General features: G+C 72.7%; 18 protein-coding genes. 7 read left to right on the top strand and 11 right to left on the bottom strand.

What is annotated here, in order from left to right; genetic code table 11:
• Positions 1–134: 134 nt before the first annotated feature.
• From AB0G52_RS07240 to sigE, 4 genes are all read right to left on the bottom strand, one after another.
• On the bottom strand, positions 135–806 hold the full coding sequence (locus AB0G52_RS07240; protein WP_361334564.1) for a hypothetical protein: 672 nt from the start codon (positions 804–806) through the stop codon (positions 135–137).
• A gap of 226 nt (positions 807–1,032) precedes the next feature.
• Positions 1,033–1,479, bottom strand: a complete 447-nt coding sequence (locus tag AB0G52_RS07235; protein WP_361334562.1) for a sec-independent translocase — start codon at positions 1,477–1,479, stop codon at positions 1,033–1,035.
• Between the two features lie 204 nt (positions 1,480–1,683).
• The gene (locus AB0G52_RS07230; protein ID WP_361334559.1) at positions 1,684–2,637 is read right to left on the bottom strand and encodes a zf-HC2 domain-containing protein; all 954 of its coding nucleotides are present in this window, start codon (positions 2,635–2,637) and stop codon (positions 1,684–1,686) included.
• A complete protein-coding gene (gene sigE, locus AB0G52_RS07225) occupies positions 2,634–3,350 on the bottom strand; it encodes an RNA polymerase sigma factor SigE (RefSeq protein WP_132888702.1) in 717 nt (238 codons plus the stop codon). The genes AB0G52_RS07230 and sigE overlap by 4 nt, the downstream gene beginning before the upstream one ends.
• A gap of 235 nt (positions 3,351–3,585) precedes the next feature.
• On the opposite strand from sigE, the gene AB0G52_RS07220 reads away from it, so the two are divergent.
• Positions 3,586–4,284 (top strand): O-methyltransferase, encoded by a 699-nt coding sequence (locus tag AB0G52_RS07220; RefSeq protein ID WP_132888701.1) that lies wholly within the window; start codon positions 3,586–3,588, stop codon positions 4,282–4,284.
• 80 nt (positions 4,285–4,364) lie between these two features.
• Here AB0G52_RS07220 and AB0G52_RS07215 read toward each other — a convergent pair whose 3' ends face one another.
• Positions 4,365–4,532: a DUF3117 domain-containing protein gene (locus AB0G52_RS07215; protein WP_069751535.1), complete on the bottom strand. Its 168-nt coding sequence runs from the start codon at positions 4,530–4,532 to the stop codon at positions 4,365–4,367.
• A gap of 380 nt (positions 4,533–4,912) precedes the next feature.
• On the opposite strand from AB0G52_RS07215, the gene AB0G52_RS07210 reads away from it, so the two are divergent.
• Entirely contained in the window at positions 4,913–5,716 is an 804-nt protein-coding gene (locus AB0G52_RS07210; protein ID WP_132888700.1) for an enoyl-CoA hydratase-related protein, read from the top strand.
• 87 nt (positions 5,717–5,803) lie between these two features.
• On the opposite strand, the gene AB0G52_RS07205 is transcribed toward AB0G52_RS07210, so the two are convergent.
• On the bottom strand, positions 5,804–6,391 hold the full coding sequence (locus tag AB0G52_RS07205) for a DNA-3-methyladenine glycosylase I (protein WP_132888699.1): 588 nt from the start codon (positions 6,389–6,391) through the stop codon (positions 5,804–5,806).
• On the bottom strand, positions 6,388–6,750 hold the full coding sequence (locus AB0G52_RS07200) for a DivIVA domain-containing protein (RefSeq protein ID WP_132888698.1): 363 nt from the start codon (positions 6,748–6,750) through the stop codon (positions 6,388–6,390). The genes AB0G52_RS07205 and AB0G52_RS07200 overlap by 4 nt, the downstream gene beginning before the upstream one ends.
• 140 nt (positions 6,751–6,890) lie before the next feature.
• Between AB0G52_RS07200 and folP the strand changes: the two genes are divergently transcribed.
• Entirely contained in the window at positions 6,891–7,751 is an 861-nt protein-coding gene (gene folP / locus AB0G52_RS07195; RefSeq protein WP_132888697.1) for a dihydropteroate synthase, read from the top strand.
• 343 nt (positions 7,752–8,094) lie between these two features.
• Here folP and AB0G52_RS07190 read toward each other — a convergent pair whose 3' ends face one another.
• Both AB0G52_RS07190 and dapE read right to left on the bottom strand, forming a co-directional pair.
• Positions 8,095–8,853, bottom strand: a complete 759-nt coding sequence (locus AB0G52_RS07190) for a TIGR00730 family Rossman fold protein (RefSeq protein ID WP_132888696.1) — start codon at positions 8,851–8,853, stop codon at positions 8,095–8,097.
• A 122-nt stretch (positions 8,854–8,975) separates the two neighbouring features.
• A complete protein-coding gene (dapE, locus tag AB0G52_RS07185; RefSeq protein ID WP_361334553.1) occupies positions 8,976–10,055 on the bottom strand; it encodes a succinyl-diaminopimelate desuccinylase in 1,080 nt (359 codons plus the stop codon).
• Positions 10,056–10,147: 92 nt separating this feature from the next.
• On the opposite strand from dapE, the gene AB0G52_RS07180 reads away from it, so the two are divergent.
• Complete coding sequence (locus AB0G52_RS07180) at positions 10,148–11,146, top strand: heavy metal transporter (RefSeq protein WP_207921707.1); 999 nt, start codon at positions 10,148–10,150, stop codon at positions 11,144–11,146.
• A gap of 271 nt (positions 11,147–11,417) precedes the next feature.
• Entirely contained in the window at positions 11,418–11,840 is a 423-nt protein-coding gene (locus tag AB0G52_RS07175; RefSeq protein ID WP_132888694.1) for an ATP-binding protein, read from the top strand.
• Positions 11,841–11,906: 66 nt separating this feature from the next.
• Here AB0G52_RS07175 and AB0G52_RS07170 read toward each other — a convergent pair whose 3' ends face one another.
• Together AB0G52_RS07170 and fdxA are read right to left on the bottom strand one after the other, a co-directional pair.
• Positions 11,907–13,001 (bottom strand): bifunctional succinyldiaminopimelate transaminase/glutamate-prephenate aminotransferase, encoded by a 1,095-nt coding sequence (locus tag AB0G52_RS07170; RefSeq protein ID WP_132888693.1) that lies wholly within the window; start codon positions 12,999–13,001, stop codon positions 11,907–11,909.
• A gap of 118 nt (positions 13,002–13,119) precedes the next feature.
• Complete coding sequence (gene fdxA, locus AB0G52_RS07165; protein WP_046730523.1) at positions 13,120–13,446, bottom strand: ferredoxin; 327 nt, start codon at positions 13,444–13,446, stop codon at positions 13,120–13,122.
• A gap of 140 nt (positions 13,447–13,586) precedes the next feature.
• Here fdxA and AB0G52_RS07160 point away from each other — a divergent pair, with 140 nt between their 5' ends.
• Both AB0G52_RS07160 and AB0G52_RS07155 read left to right on the top strand, forming a co-directional pair.
• Positions 13,587–14,612, top strand: a complete 1,026-nt coding sequence (locus tag AB0G52_RS07160) for a GNAT family N-acetyltransferase (protein WP_361334548.1) — start codon at positions 13,587–13,589, stop codon at positions 14,610–14,612.
• Positions 14,613–14,670: 58 nt separating this feature from the next.
• Positions 14,671–15,528, top strand: a complete 858-nt coding sequence (locus AB0G52_RS07155) for a transglutaminase-like domain-containing protein (RefSeq protein WP_132888691.1) — start codon at positions 14,671–14,673, stop codon at positions 15,526–15,528.
• The last annotated feature ends 4 nt before the right edge of the window (positions 15,529–15,532 follow it).

Here is a 15,532-nt window from a genome sequence, read left to right as displayed (position 1 = left end):
GGAGCCACCGCTTCAGCGCCCCGCAAGGGGCGCGGGGAACTGCGCGAGCAACCACCACGCACCCGCAGTCGCACGACGACCGCAACCCCTGCGGCGAAGGGGCGCCACGAACCACCGGCGGCGCCCCTCCCCCCTCACACGTACTCGGCGATGTCCTTGATCACGGCGAACCCCAGCCCGTAGGCCGACATCCCCCGCCCGTACGCCCCGAGATGCACCCCCGCCTCGGTCGACCCGGCGAGCACCCACCCGAACTCCGACTCCCGGTAGTGGAACGGCGTGGGCACCCCGTCCACCGGCAGCGACAGCGTCGACCACTCCGGCCCGCTCAACTCGTCGGCCAGCTCCCACGCCGTCTCGGTCTGCTGCTCCAGCCAGTCGTCCCGCAGGCTGTGGTCCATCTGCCCCGGCCAGGTGAAGGACAGCAGCCCGACACCCGCCAGCCACGCGGCCGACGACACGGACGTGGCCTCGAGGAGCCCGGTTCCGTCGGCACTGCGCCGGGACGGACTCGCCGCGACGGTCACCACGACCGCGAACTTCTCCCGCGGCTCACCGACGGACGCGGCCAGATGCTCGTTGCGCACCGACGGCTCGTCCCCGTGCCCGATCGACCCGTGCTCCACCGCGCCGTCGGCCGCCGTACCCACCTGCATCAGCCAGCGGGGCCCCGTGAACGCCTCGTCGAGGCCGTACCAGGGGAAGGGCGCCTCCAGGTAGCCGTCCACCGTGCGGCGGGCGGAGAGGGACTGCTGTCCGCCCTCGGCGGCCGGCGCCTGCCCGTCCACCTGACTTGTCGTCTCCATCTGCCCGGACGCCTCCTAGCTCTCGTCGGCCCGCGGCGGCCCGCCCCCCTTCGGGCGCACTCGTCCGGTCCGCACAACAACTCGGCAGCATATCGACACCCCTGCAACCAGCGGCGAAACCGCCCGGCGGGTGGGTCGCGCGGGCACCGGGATCAAGCCGTGAGCGGCGCGTGCGCGCTATGAGACGCGTCACGTGCGCCGCCCGCGTCCGGGTGTCCGGTCCTGGTCAGGTGGCGTCCGCGTCGAACGGCGGACGCTCGTCCCTGCCCAGGTCCTCGGGCTTCTTCGTCATGTCGATCCGGCCGCCCGCCGAAGAGCCGCTGCCCGAGGGCAGAGCGGACGAGCCGGTGTCGCGGCTGTTCACCGCGTCCGTGACCTCGGCCATCTCCTTCTTCAGGTCGAAGCCGTTGCGGATCTCCTTCAGCCCCAGCTCGTCGCTGTCCAGGTGCTTGCGGATGAAGGTCTTGGGGTTCAGGTCCTCCAGCTCGAAGTCCTTGAACTCCGGGCCGAGTTCCTGCCGGATGTCTTCCTTGGCGCTCTCCGAGAACTCCCGGATCTTGCGGAGGGTCCGCGTGACGTCCTGAATGACTTTCGGGAGCTTGTCCGGACCGAAGACGAGCACGGCGATCACGATGATGGTCACCAGCTCGAGTGGTCCTATGTCATTGAACACCTGAAGCTCCTTGCGATGTCCTCGGTCCTCGGCCCTCCGGTCGCTGTTGCGTGTGTTCCGTGGTCCGGGCCGGGTCCACGGTACCCGGCGGACCTGTCCGACCGGTACCGTCCCGAGGTGTCCGGCTCCGTGTGTACGACCGGTTTTCCGGGTTGTTTGCCTACCAGGGGCACGAAGGGTGCCCCCGGGGACGTCACCAGGCGGTCAGTGGGCCGCGTGGGAGGAGGGGGAGGGAGCGGAGGTCGTGTCGGGGGCGGGTGCGGCGAGCAGGGCGGTGCCGGTCGCCTCGGGGCTGGCGGTCCACGAGGTGAGAGCGAACGGCGAGGCGGCGGTCAGCGGTCGTATCAGCGGGGAGACCGCGGCCGCGCCGGCCATCACCGGTGCGGTCAGTTCGCGCAGGGCCTGCTGTGCGGCGGCCGGGGAGGGCACGCCGGGCAGCAGCGGTGCGGAGACCGAGGTGGGCGCGGCGGTGGCGTCGCCGAGCAGGGGCCCGGAGGACAGCAGGGGGCCGGTCGCGCGGCGGCGCTGCGAGTCGGCGGTACCGGCCGTGCCCGTGCCCGCGGTGCCGGCCGGGGCCACGTTGCCACCGCCGGCGGAGCGGGCGTCGGCGGCCGGGGAGCCGGGCAGGCCCGCGGTGACACCGCCGAGAGCGACGGCGGCCAGCGAGACCGCGCCGGCGGCGACGAACGCGAACCGCACGCCGAACGACGCGGGGCGGTCGTGGTCGGGACGGCCGACGGCGTGGACGCGGAAGCCCCGGTCGGCGTTCGCCGCCGGGTCGTGCGGGCGGGCGGGGACGTAGCCGAACTCGAAGCGGTCGTCCCGGCTCACGCCGAAGACCCCGCCGTCGGTCCGGCGCCCCGCCGGGCCCCCGACGCCGAACGGTGAGCCGCCGTCGCCGTCGCCTCCGCCGGGCAGCCCCTGCAGGCGCGCCAGGAAGCTCTCCGAGGGCGGCGGCGGTGCCGCCTCTGCGAAGACGTTCTTCAGGGCGCGCTGGGCGTCCGCCTCGGCCTTGCATCTGGCGCAGGTCGCCAGATGGGCCAGGACGCGTTCACGCGTCTCATGGCCGAGCTCTCCGTCCACCAGGGCGGAGAGCCGGTCTCCCAGATGCTGCTCCGCCAGCTGTCGCCCGGCGGGTTTCGGTCGTGATCCACTCACGCGGTCGCGCCCCCTCCTCCCAGTGCGGGAACCCGGGGCACGAAGGAGCGGCGCTCGGTCTTGCGGGCCTGCGGCGAGCGGTGCGCGAGGGCCTTGCGCAGCTGGGAGCGGCCCCGGTGGATCCGGGAGCGGACGGTGCCGAGCTTGACGCCGAGGGTCGCGGCGATCTCCTCGTAGGACAGGCCCTCGATGTCGCACAGGACGACGGCGGCCCGGAACTCGGGCGCGAGGGTGTCCAGGGCCTGCTGGACGTCAGCGTCGAAGTGCGCGTCGTTGAAGGCCTGCGAGGGGGTGGGCTCGCGGCTGGGCAGGCGCTCGGCCGCGTCCTCGCCGAGGGCGTCGAAGCGGATGCGCTGCTTGCGCCGGACCATGTCGAGGAACAGGTTGGTCGTGATGCGGTGCAGCCAGCCCTCGAAGGTGCCGGGCGAGTAGGTGGACAAGGAGCGGAAGACGCGGACGAAGACCTCCTGGGTGAGGTCCTCGGCGTCGTGCTGGTTGCCGGTGAGGCGGTAGGCCAGGCGGTAGACGCGGCCGCTGTGCGTGCTGACGATCTCCTCCCACGTGGGCGGAGTCCATGCCTGCCCGTCCGCGTCGGTCGAGAAGGTCGCGGTACGGTCCTCGCCCATGGCGAGCGCGTCGGCGTGGCTGGGGTCAGCAGCGGTGTCGTTCACGGATTTCGGCCTGCCCGCCGACCCGAGGAAGCGCTTCAGCACTCCGCCCCGGTCCTCAGGCGCGGCCGCACCTCCCCTGTCGGCTCTGGTGGTGTCCAGTGGAGCCCCTACCATAGCCACCTCGCCCGTTAGCACCGGATAAGCGGTTTTACGAGAATTTGATCCGCGCTGGCGAGGCCTGTCCTGCCGCACCAGCGGGTGACCGGCCGCCGTCACGCCGTCGTGATCCATTCGTGTCTCCCCGCCCTGTCTTCCATCCCTCTAAACGCCTGGTCCCATCAGCAGGTTCCCGGCGCCAACGGATACAGTCACGCCCAGGCAACCACGGGGACAGGAGAGGGTCATTACCGGCAACCGGCAGACGAGCTGGGCGTTCGCCGACGCCTTTGTCGCCGAGGACGAAGCGCTGCGCTGGGCCCGGGACCGGGCCCGCGAGGCAGGGCTGCGCTCGGTGTCGCCCGGCACGGGCGCCGCGCTGCGCATGCTCGCCGCTTCCGTGGACGCCAAGGCGGTCGCCGAGATCGGCACGGGTTGCGGGGTGTCCGGGATGCACCTGCTGCACGGCATGCGGCCGGACGGCGTGCTGACCACCGTGGATCCAGAGCCGGAGCACCAGCAGTTCGCCCGGCAGGCCTTTCGCGCCTGCGGCTTCGCCAGCAACCGGGCCCGGTTCATCCCCGGCCGCGCCCTCGACGTGCTCCCCCGCCTCGCGGACGCCGGCTACGACCTGGTCTTCTGCGACGGCGACCGGCAGGAGTACTCCGACTATCTCGCTGAATCGTTGCGCCTTCTGCGCCCCGGCGGCCTGGTGGTGTTCGAGGGCGTCTTCGCCAACGGCCGTACCGTCGACTCCGGCCCGCAGCCCACCGAGGTGCTGCGGCTGCGGGAGCTGCTGCGCACGGTCCGGGAGACCCAGGAGCTGGTGCCGTCGTTGCTGCCGGTGGGCGACGGACTGCTGTGCGCGGTCAAGCGGTAGCGTCCGAAGGGCCGGGGTACGACGACGCCCCGGCACCGCTTACGATGCCGGGGCGCCCGAAAGGGTATGGTCGCTGACGCTCAGCCGACGACGTTCTTGAGGGCGTCGGCGAGCGCCGCGGCCTCGTCAGGGGTCAGCTCGACGACGAGCCGACCGCCGCCTTCGAGCGGAACGCGCATGACGATGCCCCGCCCCTCCTTGGTCACCTCGAGCGGGCCATCACCCGTCCGCGGCTTCATGGCCGCCATGCTCGTTCCCCTTCCTGACAACAGCTCATCGTCTACCGACGGCCCTGGAGGGCACGCGTGATCCTGGCGGGCACACGCGACACCGGCATCGAACACATTGCTTCCAAGCCATTATCCCGCATCTCAGGACCCGATGACCAACATCAGTCGGCATCGCTTGGGCAACGCGCGCGAGCAAAACCACTCAATTCGGCGATGTGGCTGCGATACTTCGCCGCCGGGTGTCCTTACGCCGACCGAGTCGGCTCCGGTTTTCTTTGACGCAGGTCACACGTCGGGTCCGGGACCCGGACGGCGATCTCCGCCATGCTGTCCTTCGGACCTCGACGTACCGAGCGGTACGTCAGCCGCGAGGACGCAGACGACGGAGGGGACGCACCATGACCGACACCGTGCTCTACGAGGTGACCGACGGGCTCGCGACGATCACGCTGAACCGCCCCGAGGCGATGAACGCGCTGAACATCGCGACGAAGGTCGCCCTTCGGGAGGCCGTGCAGGAGGCGGCGGCCGACACCGGCGTCCGGGCGGTCCTGCTGACCGCCGCCGGGGACCGGGCGTTCTGCGTGGGCCAGGACCTCAAGGAGCACATCACGCTGCTCGCGTCCGACCGGGAGACGGGGGCGGGGCAGACGATGACGACGGTGCGGGAGCACTACAACCCCGTCGTGCGGGCGCTGGCCGGGGCGCCGAAGCCGGTCGTCGCCGCCGTGAACGGGGTCGCCGCGGGGGCCGGGTTCGGGTTCGCGCTCGCCGCGGACTACCGGGTGGTCGCCGACACGGCCGCGTTCAACACGTCGTTCGCGGGGGTGGCGCTGACCGCGGACTCCGGGGTGTCCTGGACGCTGCCGCGGGTGGTGGGGCCGGGGCGGGCCGCCGATCTGCTGCTCTTCCCCCGGAGCATCAGTGCGCAGGAGGCGTACGACCTGGGCATCGCGAACAGGGTCGTGCCGTCGGCGGAGCTGCGGGCCGAGGCGGAGAAGGTCGCGCGGAAGCTGGCGGAGGGGCCGACGGTGGCGTACGCGGCGCTGAAGGAGGCGGTGGCGTTCGGGCTCACGCACTCCTTGGACGAGACGCTGGACAAGGAGGACGAGCTGCAGACCCGGGCCGGGGCCTCCGAGGACCATGGGATCGCCGTGCAGGCGTTCGTGAACAAGGAGAAGCCCAAGTACTTGGGACGGTGAGAGAAGAGGCGGGGTGCACCGTCGCGGACTGCGGGTGCGGGGGGGCTGAGCGCGCAGTTCCCCGCGCCCCTTGCGGAGCGCTGACTCTTACGGCATCTTCCGGGCCGAGCAGGTTTCCAGGTGGTCGTTGACCAGGCCGCAGGCCTGCATCAGGGCGTAGGCCGTCGTCGGGCCGATGAAGCGCAGCCCGCGCTTCTTCAGGGCCTTCGACAGGGCCGTCGATTCCGGGGTGACCGCCTGGACGTCGGCGAGGGTCGTCGGGGCCGGGTACGTTCCCGGCGCCGGGGCGTGCGACCAGATCAGTTCGTCCAGCTCGCCCGGTGCCCACTCCGCCAGGACCCGGGCGTTGGCCATCGTCGCGTCGATCTTGAGTCTGTTGCGGATGATGCCGGGGTCGGCGAGGAGGCGCGCGCGGTCCTCGTCGGTGAAGGCGGCCACCTTGTCGATCTGGAAGCCGGCGAACGCGGCACGGAAGCCGGGGCGGCGGCGCAGGATCGTGATCCAGGACAGGCCCGACTGGAAGGCCTCCAGGCTGAGGCGTTCGTAGAGGGCGTCGTCGCCGTGGACCGGGCGCCCCCACTCCTCGTCGTGGTACGCCACGTAGTCCGCGGTGGACAGGGCCCACGGGCAGCGCAGCCTGCCGTCCGGGCCGGCCAGGGCGGCTCCGGCGGTCACGACCGGTCCTCCGGCTCCGGCTTGTCCAGGGAGGTGCTGCCCGGGGTGCGCGGCGCGGCCTGGGCTCCGGCCAGCGCGGTCTCCAGGTCGGCGATCCGGGCGTCGCGCTCCGCGAGTTCGGCGCCGAGGCGGCTGAGCGCGTCGTCGACGTCGGCCATGCGGTAGCCGCGCGGGGCGAGCGGGAAGCGGAGGCTCTCCACGTCCGCGCGGTGCACCGGGCGGTCCGGGGGCAGCGGATCCTGCAGGCGCTCGGGCGCCACCTCGGGCAACGGTCCGCTCTCGCCGCCGCCGACCACGGAGAGCGTGACCGCGGCGACCACGACCGCCAGCGCGACGACCAGGAACAGGAACATAACCATCGCGGTGGCCCCCAGGCTCGATGAAGCGGCTCGATGAAGCTCGGTGTCGAATGTGTCTGGGTCCGATCGTGCCATGCGACGCTGACAGTTAGGGTCGCAGGCGGCCGTACCGAGGGACTCACTACGAGAGGTCACAGGGGATGCTCAGGCTGGGCAGGCGGGAATTCGGGCCGAACGAGCCGGTGATCATGGCCATCGTGAACCGGACTCCGGACTCCTTCTACGACCAGGGGGCGACCTTCCGTGACGAGCCGGCCCTCGCGCGCGTGGAGCAGGCGGTCGCCGAGGGGGCCGCGATCATCGACGTCGGCGGGGTGAAGGCGGGGCCCGGCGAGGAGGTCACCGCCGAGGAGGAGGCACGGCGGACCGTCGGGTTCGTCGCGGAGGTGCGCAGGCGCTTCCCGGACGTCGTGATCAGCGTGGACACCTGGCGGGCGTCGGTCGGGGAGGCCGTCTGCGAAGCCGGGGCGGATCTGCTGAACGACGCGTGGGGCGGGGTCGACCCGGGGCTGGCGGAGGTCGCGGCGCGATACCGGGTGGGGCTGGTGTGCACGCACGCGGGCGGGGCCGAGCCGCGCACCCGGCCGCACCGGGTGACGTACGACGACGTGGTCGCCGACATCCTGCGGGTGACCCTGGGACTGGCCGAGCGGGCCGTCGCGCTGGGCGTGCCCCGGGAGTCCGTGATGATCGACCCGGGGCACGACTTCGGCAAGAACACCCGGCACAGCCTGGAGGCGACACGGCGGCTCGGGGAGCTGGTCGCGACGGGCTGGCCGGTGCTGGTCTCGCTGTCCAACAAGGACTTCGTGGGCGAGACGCTGGACCGGCCGGTCAAGGAGCGGGTGATCGGCACGCTGGCCACGACGGCGGTGTCGGCGTGGCTGGGGGCACAGGTGTACCGGGTGCACGAGGTGGCGGAGACGCGGCAGGTCCTCGACATGGTGGCCTCGATCGCCGGCCACCGCCCTCCGGCGGTGGCCAGACGGGGGCTGGCATAGCCCGGACGAGGGCCGCCGCAGACCAGGCGAGACCTGACACAGGCCAGCCCCGACCGACGCTTCGCCCCCCGGCCCCCGACCGCCCGCCCGATCGAGGCCGACCGGCCCGCCCGGCGAGCCGGATAGGCGGAAGCCGAGGGGGGCCCGGACCGGCGACCCCGTCGCGGGCCCAGTACTCGACTCGGCCGACCGAGAAGCAGGCCGGGCCGCCCGCACCGGCAGGCCGGATGGGCGGAAGCCGCAGTACCCCCGACCGGCGACCCCTCCTGGACCCAGCACTCGAACCCGTCGCGGGCCCGCCACTCGGCTTGGCCGTCCGAGAAGCGGGCCGACGGCGTGGGGTTTATCGGGCCGCTTCCTTTGAGACCAGGGCCACCGCTTCCGAGACGTCGTCGGTGACGTGGAACAGGAGCAGGTCCTTCTCCGCCGCCTTGCCCTGGGCGACCAGGGTGTTGGTGAGCCAGTCGACCAGGCCGCCCCAGTAGGCGCTGCCGAACAGCACGATCGGGAAGCGGGTGACCTTCTGGGTCTGGACGAGGGTGAGCGCCTCGAAGAGCTCGTCGAGGGTGCCGAGGCCGCCGGGCAGGACCACGAAACCCTGCGCGTACTTGACGAACATCATCTTCCGCACGAAGAAGTAGCGGAAGTTGAGGCCGATGTCGACGTAGGGGTTGAGCCCCTGCTCGAAGGGCAGCTCGATGCCGAGGCCGACGGAGACGCCGCCCGCTTCGAGGGCGCCCTTGTTGGCCGCCTCCATCGCACCCGGGCCGCCGCCGGTGATCACGGCCCAGCCGGCCTCGACCAGACCGCGGCCGAGCCGCACCCCCGCGTCGTACTCGGGCGACTCCACCGGCGTCCGCGCGGAGCCGAACACGCTGATCGCGGGCGGGAGTTCGGCGAGCGTGCCGAAGCCCTCGATGAACTCCGACTGGATGCGCAGCACCCGCCAGGGGTCGGTGTGGACCCAGTCGGAGGGGCCTCCGGCGTCCAGCAGCCGCTGGTCCGTGGTGCTCGCGGTCACCTGGCCGCGCCGTCGGAGGACCGGTCCCAGGCGCTGCTCGTCCGGCGGCACCTTCTTCCCCTCGGGGTTCCCGGTAGGCATATATGCGCTCCCTCCGCTTGCAGGTGTACCTGCTTCAGCGTAGATCCACGCGGGTTACATGCGCGGGACGTCGGCGTGTCCGGTGTGGAGCGCCCCTGTGCCGGTCGGCCCCTCGGCCCGTCTCAGCGCGTCAGCCAGGCGCGCAGCCGCTCCTCGCCGGCCAGGATCTTCCCGGTTTCCACCCGTTCGTCCCGCTTGTGCGCCAAGTGCGGGTTGCCGGGGCCGTAGTTGACCGCCGGAACGCCGAGGGCCGAGAAACGGGAGACGTCGGTCCAGCCGTACTTGGGCATCGGGGTGCCGCCGACCGCCTCGATGAAGGCCGCCGCGGCCGGGTGGGAGAGGCCGGGCAGCGCGCCGGGGCTGTGGTCGTCGACCACGAACTCCTCGACCCCGCAGTCCGCGAACACCTCGCGGACGTGCTCGATCGCCTGGTCCTGCGACCGGTCCGGCGCGTACCGGAAGTTGACGGTCACCACGCACTCGTCGGGGATGACGTTGCCCGCCACCCCGCCCGAGATGCCGACCGCGTTGAGGCCCTCGCGGTACTCCAGGCCGTCGATGACGGGGTGGCGGGGCTCGTACGAGGCGAGGCGGGCCAGGATCGGGGCGGCCGCGTGGATCGCGTTGGAGCCCATCCAGGAGCGCGCCGAGTGCGCGCGCTCCCCCTTCGTCCTCAGCAGCACGCGCAGGGTGCCCTGGCAGCCGCCCTCGACCTCGCCGTCGGAGGGTTCGAGGAGGACCGCGAAGTCGCCCGCCAGCCACTCGGGGTGGGCCTCGGCGACGTGCTTGAGGCCGTTGAGGTCGGCGGCGACCTCCTCGTTGTCGTAGAAGACGAAGGTCAGGTCGCGGTTGGGGGCCGGGACGGTGGCCGCGATGCGCAGCTGGACCGCGACGCCCGACTTCATGTCACAGGTGCCGCAGCCCCACAGCACGCCGTCCTCGTCGAGGCGGGAGGGGACGTTGCCGGCGATCGGGACCGTGTCGATGTGGCCGGCCAGGATCACCCGTTCCGAACGGCCCAGGTCCGTCCGCGCGACCACGTTGTTGCCGTACCGGTCGACCGTCAGGTGCGGCAGCGCGCGCAGCGCGCTCTCGATCGCGTCCGCCAGCGGCTTCTCGGTACCGCTCTCCGAACGGAAGTCGACGAGCCGCGCGGTGAGCGCGGCGGCGTCCAGCGTGAGGTCAAGCGAGGTGTCGGCCATGGCCTCGACCCTAGCGCGCACCACCCTGAGGGCTGTTTCACAGGTTCCGGTACCTGGGGTGGGTCGCTCGTACTCTCCAGTATGTTGTACGCGTGTCAGAGCCGTCCCCCATCCGCCCCAAGCGTCGCGGCCGTGTCCTGCGTTTCGTCTCGGGCTTGCTCATCCTGTGCGCCGTCGGCGCCTACCTCGTGGTCCAGTACGTCACCGGAGGCGGCGGCGCCGAGGGCTGCAAGGTCGTCTCGGGCCGCAGCGACGGTACGTCGTACGAGTTCACGCCCGAGCAGGCGGTCAACGCGGCGACGATCGCCGCCGTCGGCACCGGGCGCGGCATGCCCGAGCGCGCCGTGGCCATCGCCCTGGCCACCTCGATCCAGGAGTCGGGGCTGCGCAACATCCAGCACGGCGACCTCGATTCGCTGGGCCTGTTCCAGCAGCGCCCCTCGCAGGGCTGGGGCACCAAGGACCAGATCCTGGACCCGGCGTACGCGGCGGGCATGTTCTACGCCCACCTGGCCAAGGTGCCGGACTACCAGACCCTGCCGCTGACGGTGGCCGCGCAGCGCGTGCAGCGCAGCGGCTACCCGGAGGCGTACGCCAAGCACGAGACCGACGCCTCGCTGCTCGCGGCGGCGCTGACCGGGCAGGCGGCGGCCACACTGACCTGCGACGGGCGTCCGGCGGCCACCGTGGACACGGCGGCGACGGGCCCGGACGCGGTACGGAGCGCGCTGGTGCGGGACTTCGGACGGGACGCGGTGGAGGAGGCCGGCGCGGAGGTGGGCGGGACGTCCGCGAAGTCGCCGACTCCGACGCCGAGCGTGACCGCCACGGCGCACGGGCGGACGGTGACCGTGCCGGTGCCCGAGGGGAAGAAGAAGGACAGGTCGGGGCGGACCGAGAGCGAGCGCGGCTGGCAGCTGGCGCACTGGGCGGTCGCCAACGCCTCGGCGCTGCACATCCAGCGGGTGTCGTACGCCGGCCGGGAGTGGGCCGCGGGCAGCACCGACAGCCAGTGGCGGTCGACCTCCTCGCAGGGGGCGGGCGGCGCGGAGAAGTCCGCGGGGGCGGTCCGGATCGTGACCGGGCAGTAGTTCGGGACCTCACTCCGGCGGGTCAGCCGGGACGGGACGCGTACGTGGTGTGCCCACGTTTCCGCGCGGCCGCCCACGCGCGCGTGAAATCCCTTGGGAACGGCGGGCCGTAAGGATTCTGCGGGGCCGCGCCCTCGGCTCTCTTTGCCCGTTTTTATCCACACCCGATAATGCGACGCGTTATCAATTCTTTACCGAGGGCCTCCGCAACCTTCGCGGGCTTCGAGCGGTAGTCACGGCGATCACGTTCCCTCCCGTCGAATGGAGCATCATGTCCCTCCCTCTGACCCGCCGGATCGCCCGTGCCGCGCTGCTCGTCGCAGCGGGAGCGGCTGCCGGGGTCGGTGCGGCCGGCTCCGCCGGCGCGGCCCAGACGCTGCCGGCCACCACCCCGAACCTGGGCGGTCTGACCGCCCTGGACGGGGCGAGTGCCGCCCACACCGCCGACGGTGCGGCGCAGCACGTCACCGGGATCCTCGGCCACACCGGCGGCGCGGCGGTCCAGTCGGCGGTGCCGGCCGCGGGCCGGACCGGTGGCAAGGCCGTCAACACGGCGGCGCCGGTGGTACAGCGCGCCGCGGGTGACGCGGCCGGGTCCGCCGGGGGGCTGCTGGGCAGCACGGCGGCCACCGCGACGAAGGGCGGGCTGCCGGCGGGCGGGCTGCCCGTCAAGGGCCTGCCGCTGGGCGGCTGACGCCGTAGTGCCGGTGAGCCGAGAAGGGGCCTGGGGTTCTCCCTGGGCCCCTTCTCGGCTCACCGGTCAGGAAAGGCGCTCCACGGCCGCTCGTACGCGTTCGTCCGTCGCGGTCAGGGCCACGCGGACGAAGTTCTCGCCCGCCTCGCCGTAGAAGTCGCCCGGGGCCACCAGGATGCCCAGGTCCGCCAGGTGGGCGACGGTCCCCCAGCAGGACTCGTCCCGCGTCGCCCACAGGTAGAGGCTCGCCTCGCTGTGTTCGATGCGGAAGCCGTGGGCGAGCAGGGCCTCCCGCAGGGCCGTACGGCGGGCCGCGTACCGCTCGCGCTGCTCCTGGACGTGGGTGTCGTCGGAGAGGGCCGCCACCACCGCCGCCTGGGTCGGGGCCGAGGTCATCATGCCGCCGTGCTTGCGGATCTCAAGGAGGGGGCCGAGGACCGCCGGGTCGCCCGCCAGGAAGGCCGCGCGGTAGCCCGCGAGGTTGGAGCGCTTGGAGAGGGAGTGCACGGCCACGATGCCGTCGTACGAGCCGCCGTTGACGTCCGGGTGCAGGACGGAGACCGGGTCGGCCTCCCAGCCCAGCTCCAGGTAGCACTCGTCGGAGAAGACCAGGATGCCGTGAGCGCGGGCCCAGGCGACGATCTCCGTGAGCTCCTGCCGGGGCAGCACCCGGCCGGTCGGGTTGGACGGGGAGTTGAGCCAGAGCAGCTTCAGTCCGGCCGGGTCCAGGTCGCGCGGGTCGTCGTAGACCTCGTGGCCGGCGCGGGCGAGACGGGCGCCGACCTCGTAGGTGGGGTAGGCGAGGCGCGGGTACGCCACCCGGTCGCCGGGGCCGAGGCCCAGCTGGGTGGGGAGCCAGGCGACCAGTTCCTTGGAGCCGACGATCGGCAGGACGTGGCGGTGGGTGACGTCGCGGGCGCCGAGGCGGCGGCCGACCCAGCCGGTGATCGCGTCGCGCAGCGCCGGGGTGCCCCACACCGTGGGGTAGCCGGGCGAGTCGGCCGCGTCGATCAGGGCCTTCTGGATCAGGTCGGGGACCGGGTCCACCGGGGTGCCGACCGACAGGTCGACGATGCCGTCCGGGTGTGCCGCTGCCGTCTTCTTGTACGGCTCCAGCTTGTCCCAGGGGAAGGTGGGCAGACGGTCGGAGACTGCGGACACGGTGACTTGCTCGCTTTCTTCGGTACGGCAAACGCCTCGGTCCCGTACGGCGCCGATCGACGTGATCAGGCCGTACGGGACCGAGGCGGCACGGTGTTGCGGCGGGCCGCCGGTGCGGTTACTCGGCTTCGGCCTGCGGCGGCAGCGCGGCGATGAAGGGGTGGTCGCGCTCGATCAGGCCCAGCTTGCTGGCGCCGCCCGGCGAGCCGAGGTCGTCGAAGAACTCGACGTTGGCCTTGTAGTAGTCCTTCCACTCCTCCGGAGTGTCGTCCTCGTAGAAGATCGCCTCGACCGGGCAGACCGGTTCACAGGCACCGCAGTCGACGCATTCGTCCGGGTGGATGTACAAGGACCGCTGGCCCTCGTAGATGCAGTCGACCGGGCACTCCTCGATGCACGCCTTGTCCTTCACGTCGACACAAGGCTGCGCGATGACGTAGGTCACGCTGTCGTTCCTCCTCGATTGGGCGCTGGCGGGCCTCCGTAGGCTCCGCCGCCTGGCGCGCGGGAGCGCGGCGTCGTCGATGCCCGCCCCTAGTATCTCCGTTCTGGGGCATGATCCGAACAGGAGGGGTGAACTGACCAGTGGAAATCTCTGCCGCAGGACGCTTCGAGGTCCGTATCACCGCTGCTGACGTGGGCAAACGTGTCTCCGTGCGGCGTTTGACCGGACATGGGGACACCCCGGAGAAGTTCACCGACACGGTGGGTGTTCTCACATCATGGGACGACGACGGCGTGCTGACGATCACACGGCGGGCCGGTGAGGTCGTCCGGATGGCCCAGTCCTCGCTGGTGGCGGCCAAGGTGGTGCCGGCCGCTCCGGCGCGCCGCCGGGGACCGGCGGCGACCTATGGGGAACTGGCGCGGGTCGCGGCGCGCGGCTGGCGGCCGGTGGAGAGCGAGTGGCTCGGCGAGTGGGAGCTGCGGGCCGCCGCGGGGTACACCCGGCGGGCCAACAGCGTGCTGCCGCTCGGCGATCCCGGGCTGCCGCTGGACGCCGCGCTGGACGCCGTGCGGCGGTGGTACGGCGCGCGGGGGCTGCCCGCGTACATACAGACCGCGACCGGCGGGGAGGGCACGCAGGAAGTGCTCTGCGCGGAGCTGGAGCGGCGCGGGTGGGCGCGTGAGGTGAGCGCCGAGCTGTGGACCGGCGGGCTGGCGCCGGTGGCGGACCGGGCGGCGGGGGCCGCGGTGGTGCTCTCCCGCGCGGCCGACGCGGCATGGCTGGCCCGGTACCAGCGCAAGGGCGTGAGCGAGGTCGCGCTGAAGGTGCTGGGCGCGGGTCCTTCGGTGTGGTTCGCGACCGTGCCCGGCGAGGCCGCGGCGGACGCGCCCGCGGCCATCGGGCGGTGCGTGGTGGACGGGCGCTGGGCCGGGTTCGCCGCGGTGGAGGTGGATCCCCGGCTGCGACGGCGGGGGCTGGCCACCGAGGTCATGGCCGCGCTCGCCCGGCGGGCGCTGGAGGAGGGCGCGTCGGCGGCCTGGTTGCAGGTGGAGACGGAGAACGCGGGGGCACGGACGCTGTACACCCGCCTCGGCTTCACGGCACACCACACGTACCACCACTACCGGGAGCCGGAACCGGGGCCGGGGCCGGAGGGGCGCTGAGGCGCGGACGGGGCATCTCAGGACGGTACGGATCATTCCGGAAGGGCACGAAACAGCTATGCGTCCCCCTCATCCCCCACCCCCTTCGTCGGAGCGGGCCGCCGAGGTGCGGCGGCGGTTCGCCGAGGAGGCGCGGTCCGAGCGGCCCGATCTGGCGACGCTGTGCCTGCTGCTGGGCGCGGTGGCCGACGGCGGGCTGGACGAGGCCGGGATCGACGCGGCGCAGATGGAACTGGACCGGCTGGCGGGGCAGCTGCCGTACCGGCCGGGCGGCCCGCTCGCCTGGGCCACGGCGGCGCAGCGGGTGCTGGGTGAGCGGTTCGGCTTCCACGGCACCGCCGGGGACTACCAGCGGCTGGAGTCCTCGCTGCTGCACGAGGTGCTGCGGCGGCGGCGCGGGCTGCCCATCCTGCTGTCCGTGGTGTGGCTGGAGGTGACGCGCCGGGCCGGGGCGCCGGTGTACGGGGTCGCACTGCCGGGGCACTTCGTGGTCGGCTTCGGGGCCGCGGAGGAACGGGTGCTGGCCGATCCGTTCGACGGGGGGCGGGTGCTGAGCGGGGCGGACGCGGAGCTGCTGGTGGCGGGGGCGGCGGGGGTGCCGCTGGAGCCGGCGATGCTGGAACCCGCGGACCCCCTGGACGTCGTACGGCGCATCCTCAACAACGTGCGGTCCTGGGCGGCGGCCCGTCCGGAGCGGTCGGACGTGGGTCTGTGGTCGGTGGACCTGTCACTGCTGCTGCCGTCGCATCCGGCGCGACTGCGGTACGAGCGGGCGCGGTTGCTGGTGGAGCGGGGCGATTTCACCGACGGGGCCGAGGAGATGGAGCGGTACGCGGAGCTGATCGAGGTGGTCGACGAGGGGGCGGCGGAGAAGGTGCGCGGGGAGGCACGGGCCGCGCGGGCCCGCCTCAACTGAGGGC

Origin of the sequence: Streptomyces sp. NPDC021562 (assembly GCF_040640875.1) — a bacterium.
Taxonomy (GTDB): domain Bacteria; phylum Actinomycetota; class Actinomycetes; order Streptomycetales; family Streptomycetaceae; genus Streptomyces.
This window is presented reverse-complemented; position numbering and strand designations above follow the sequence as displayed.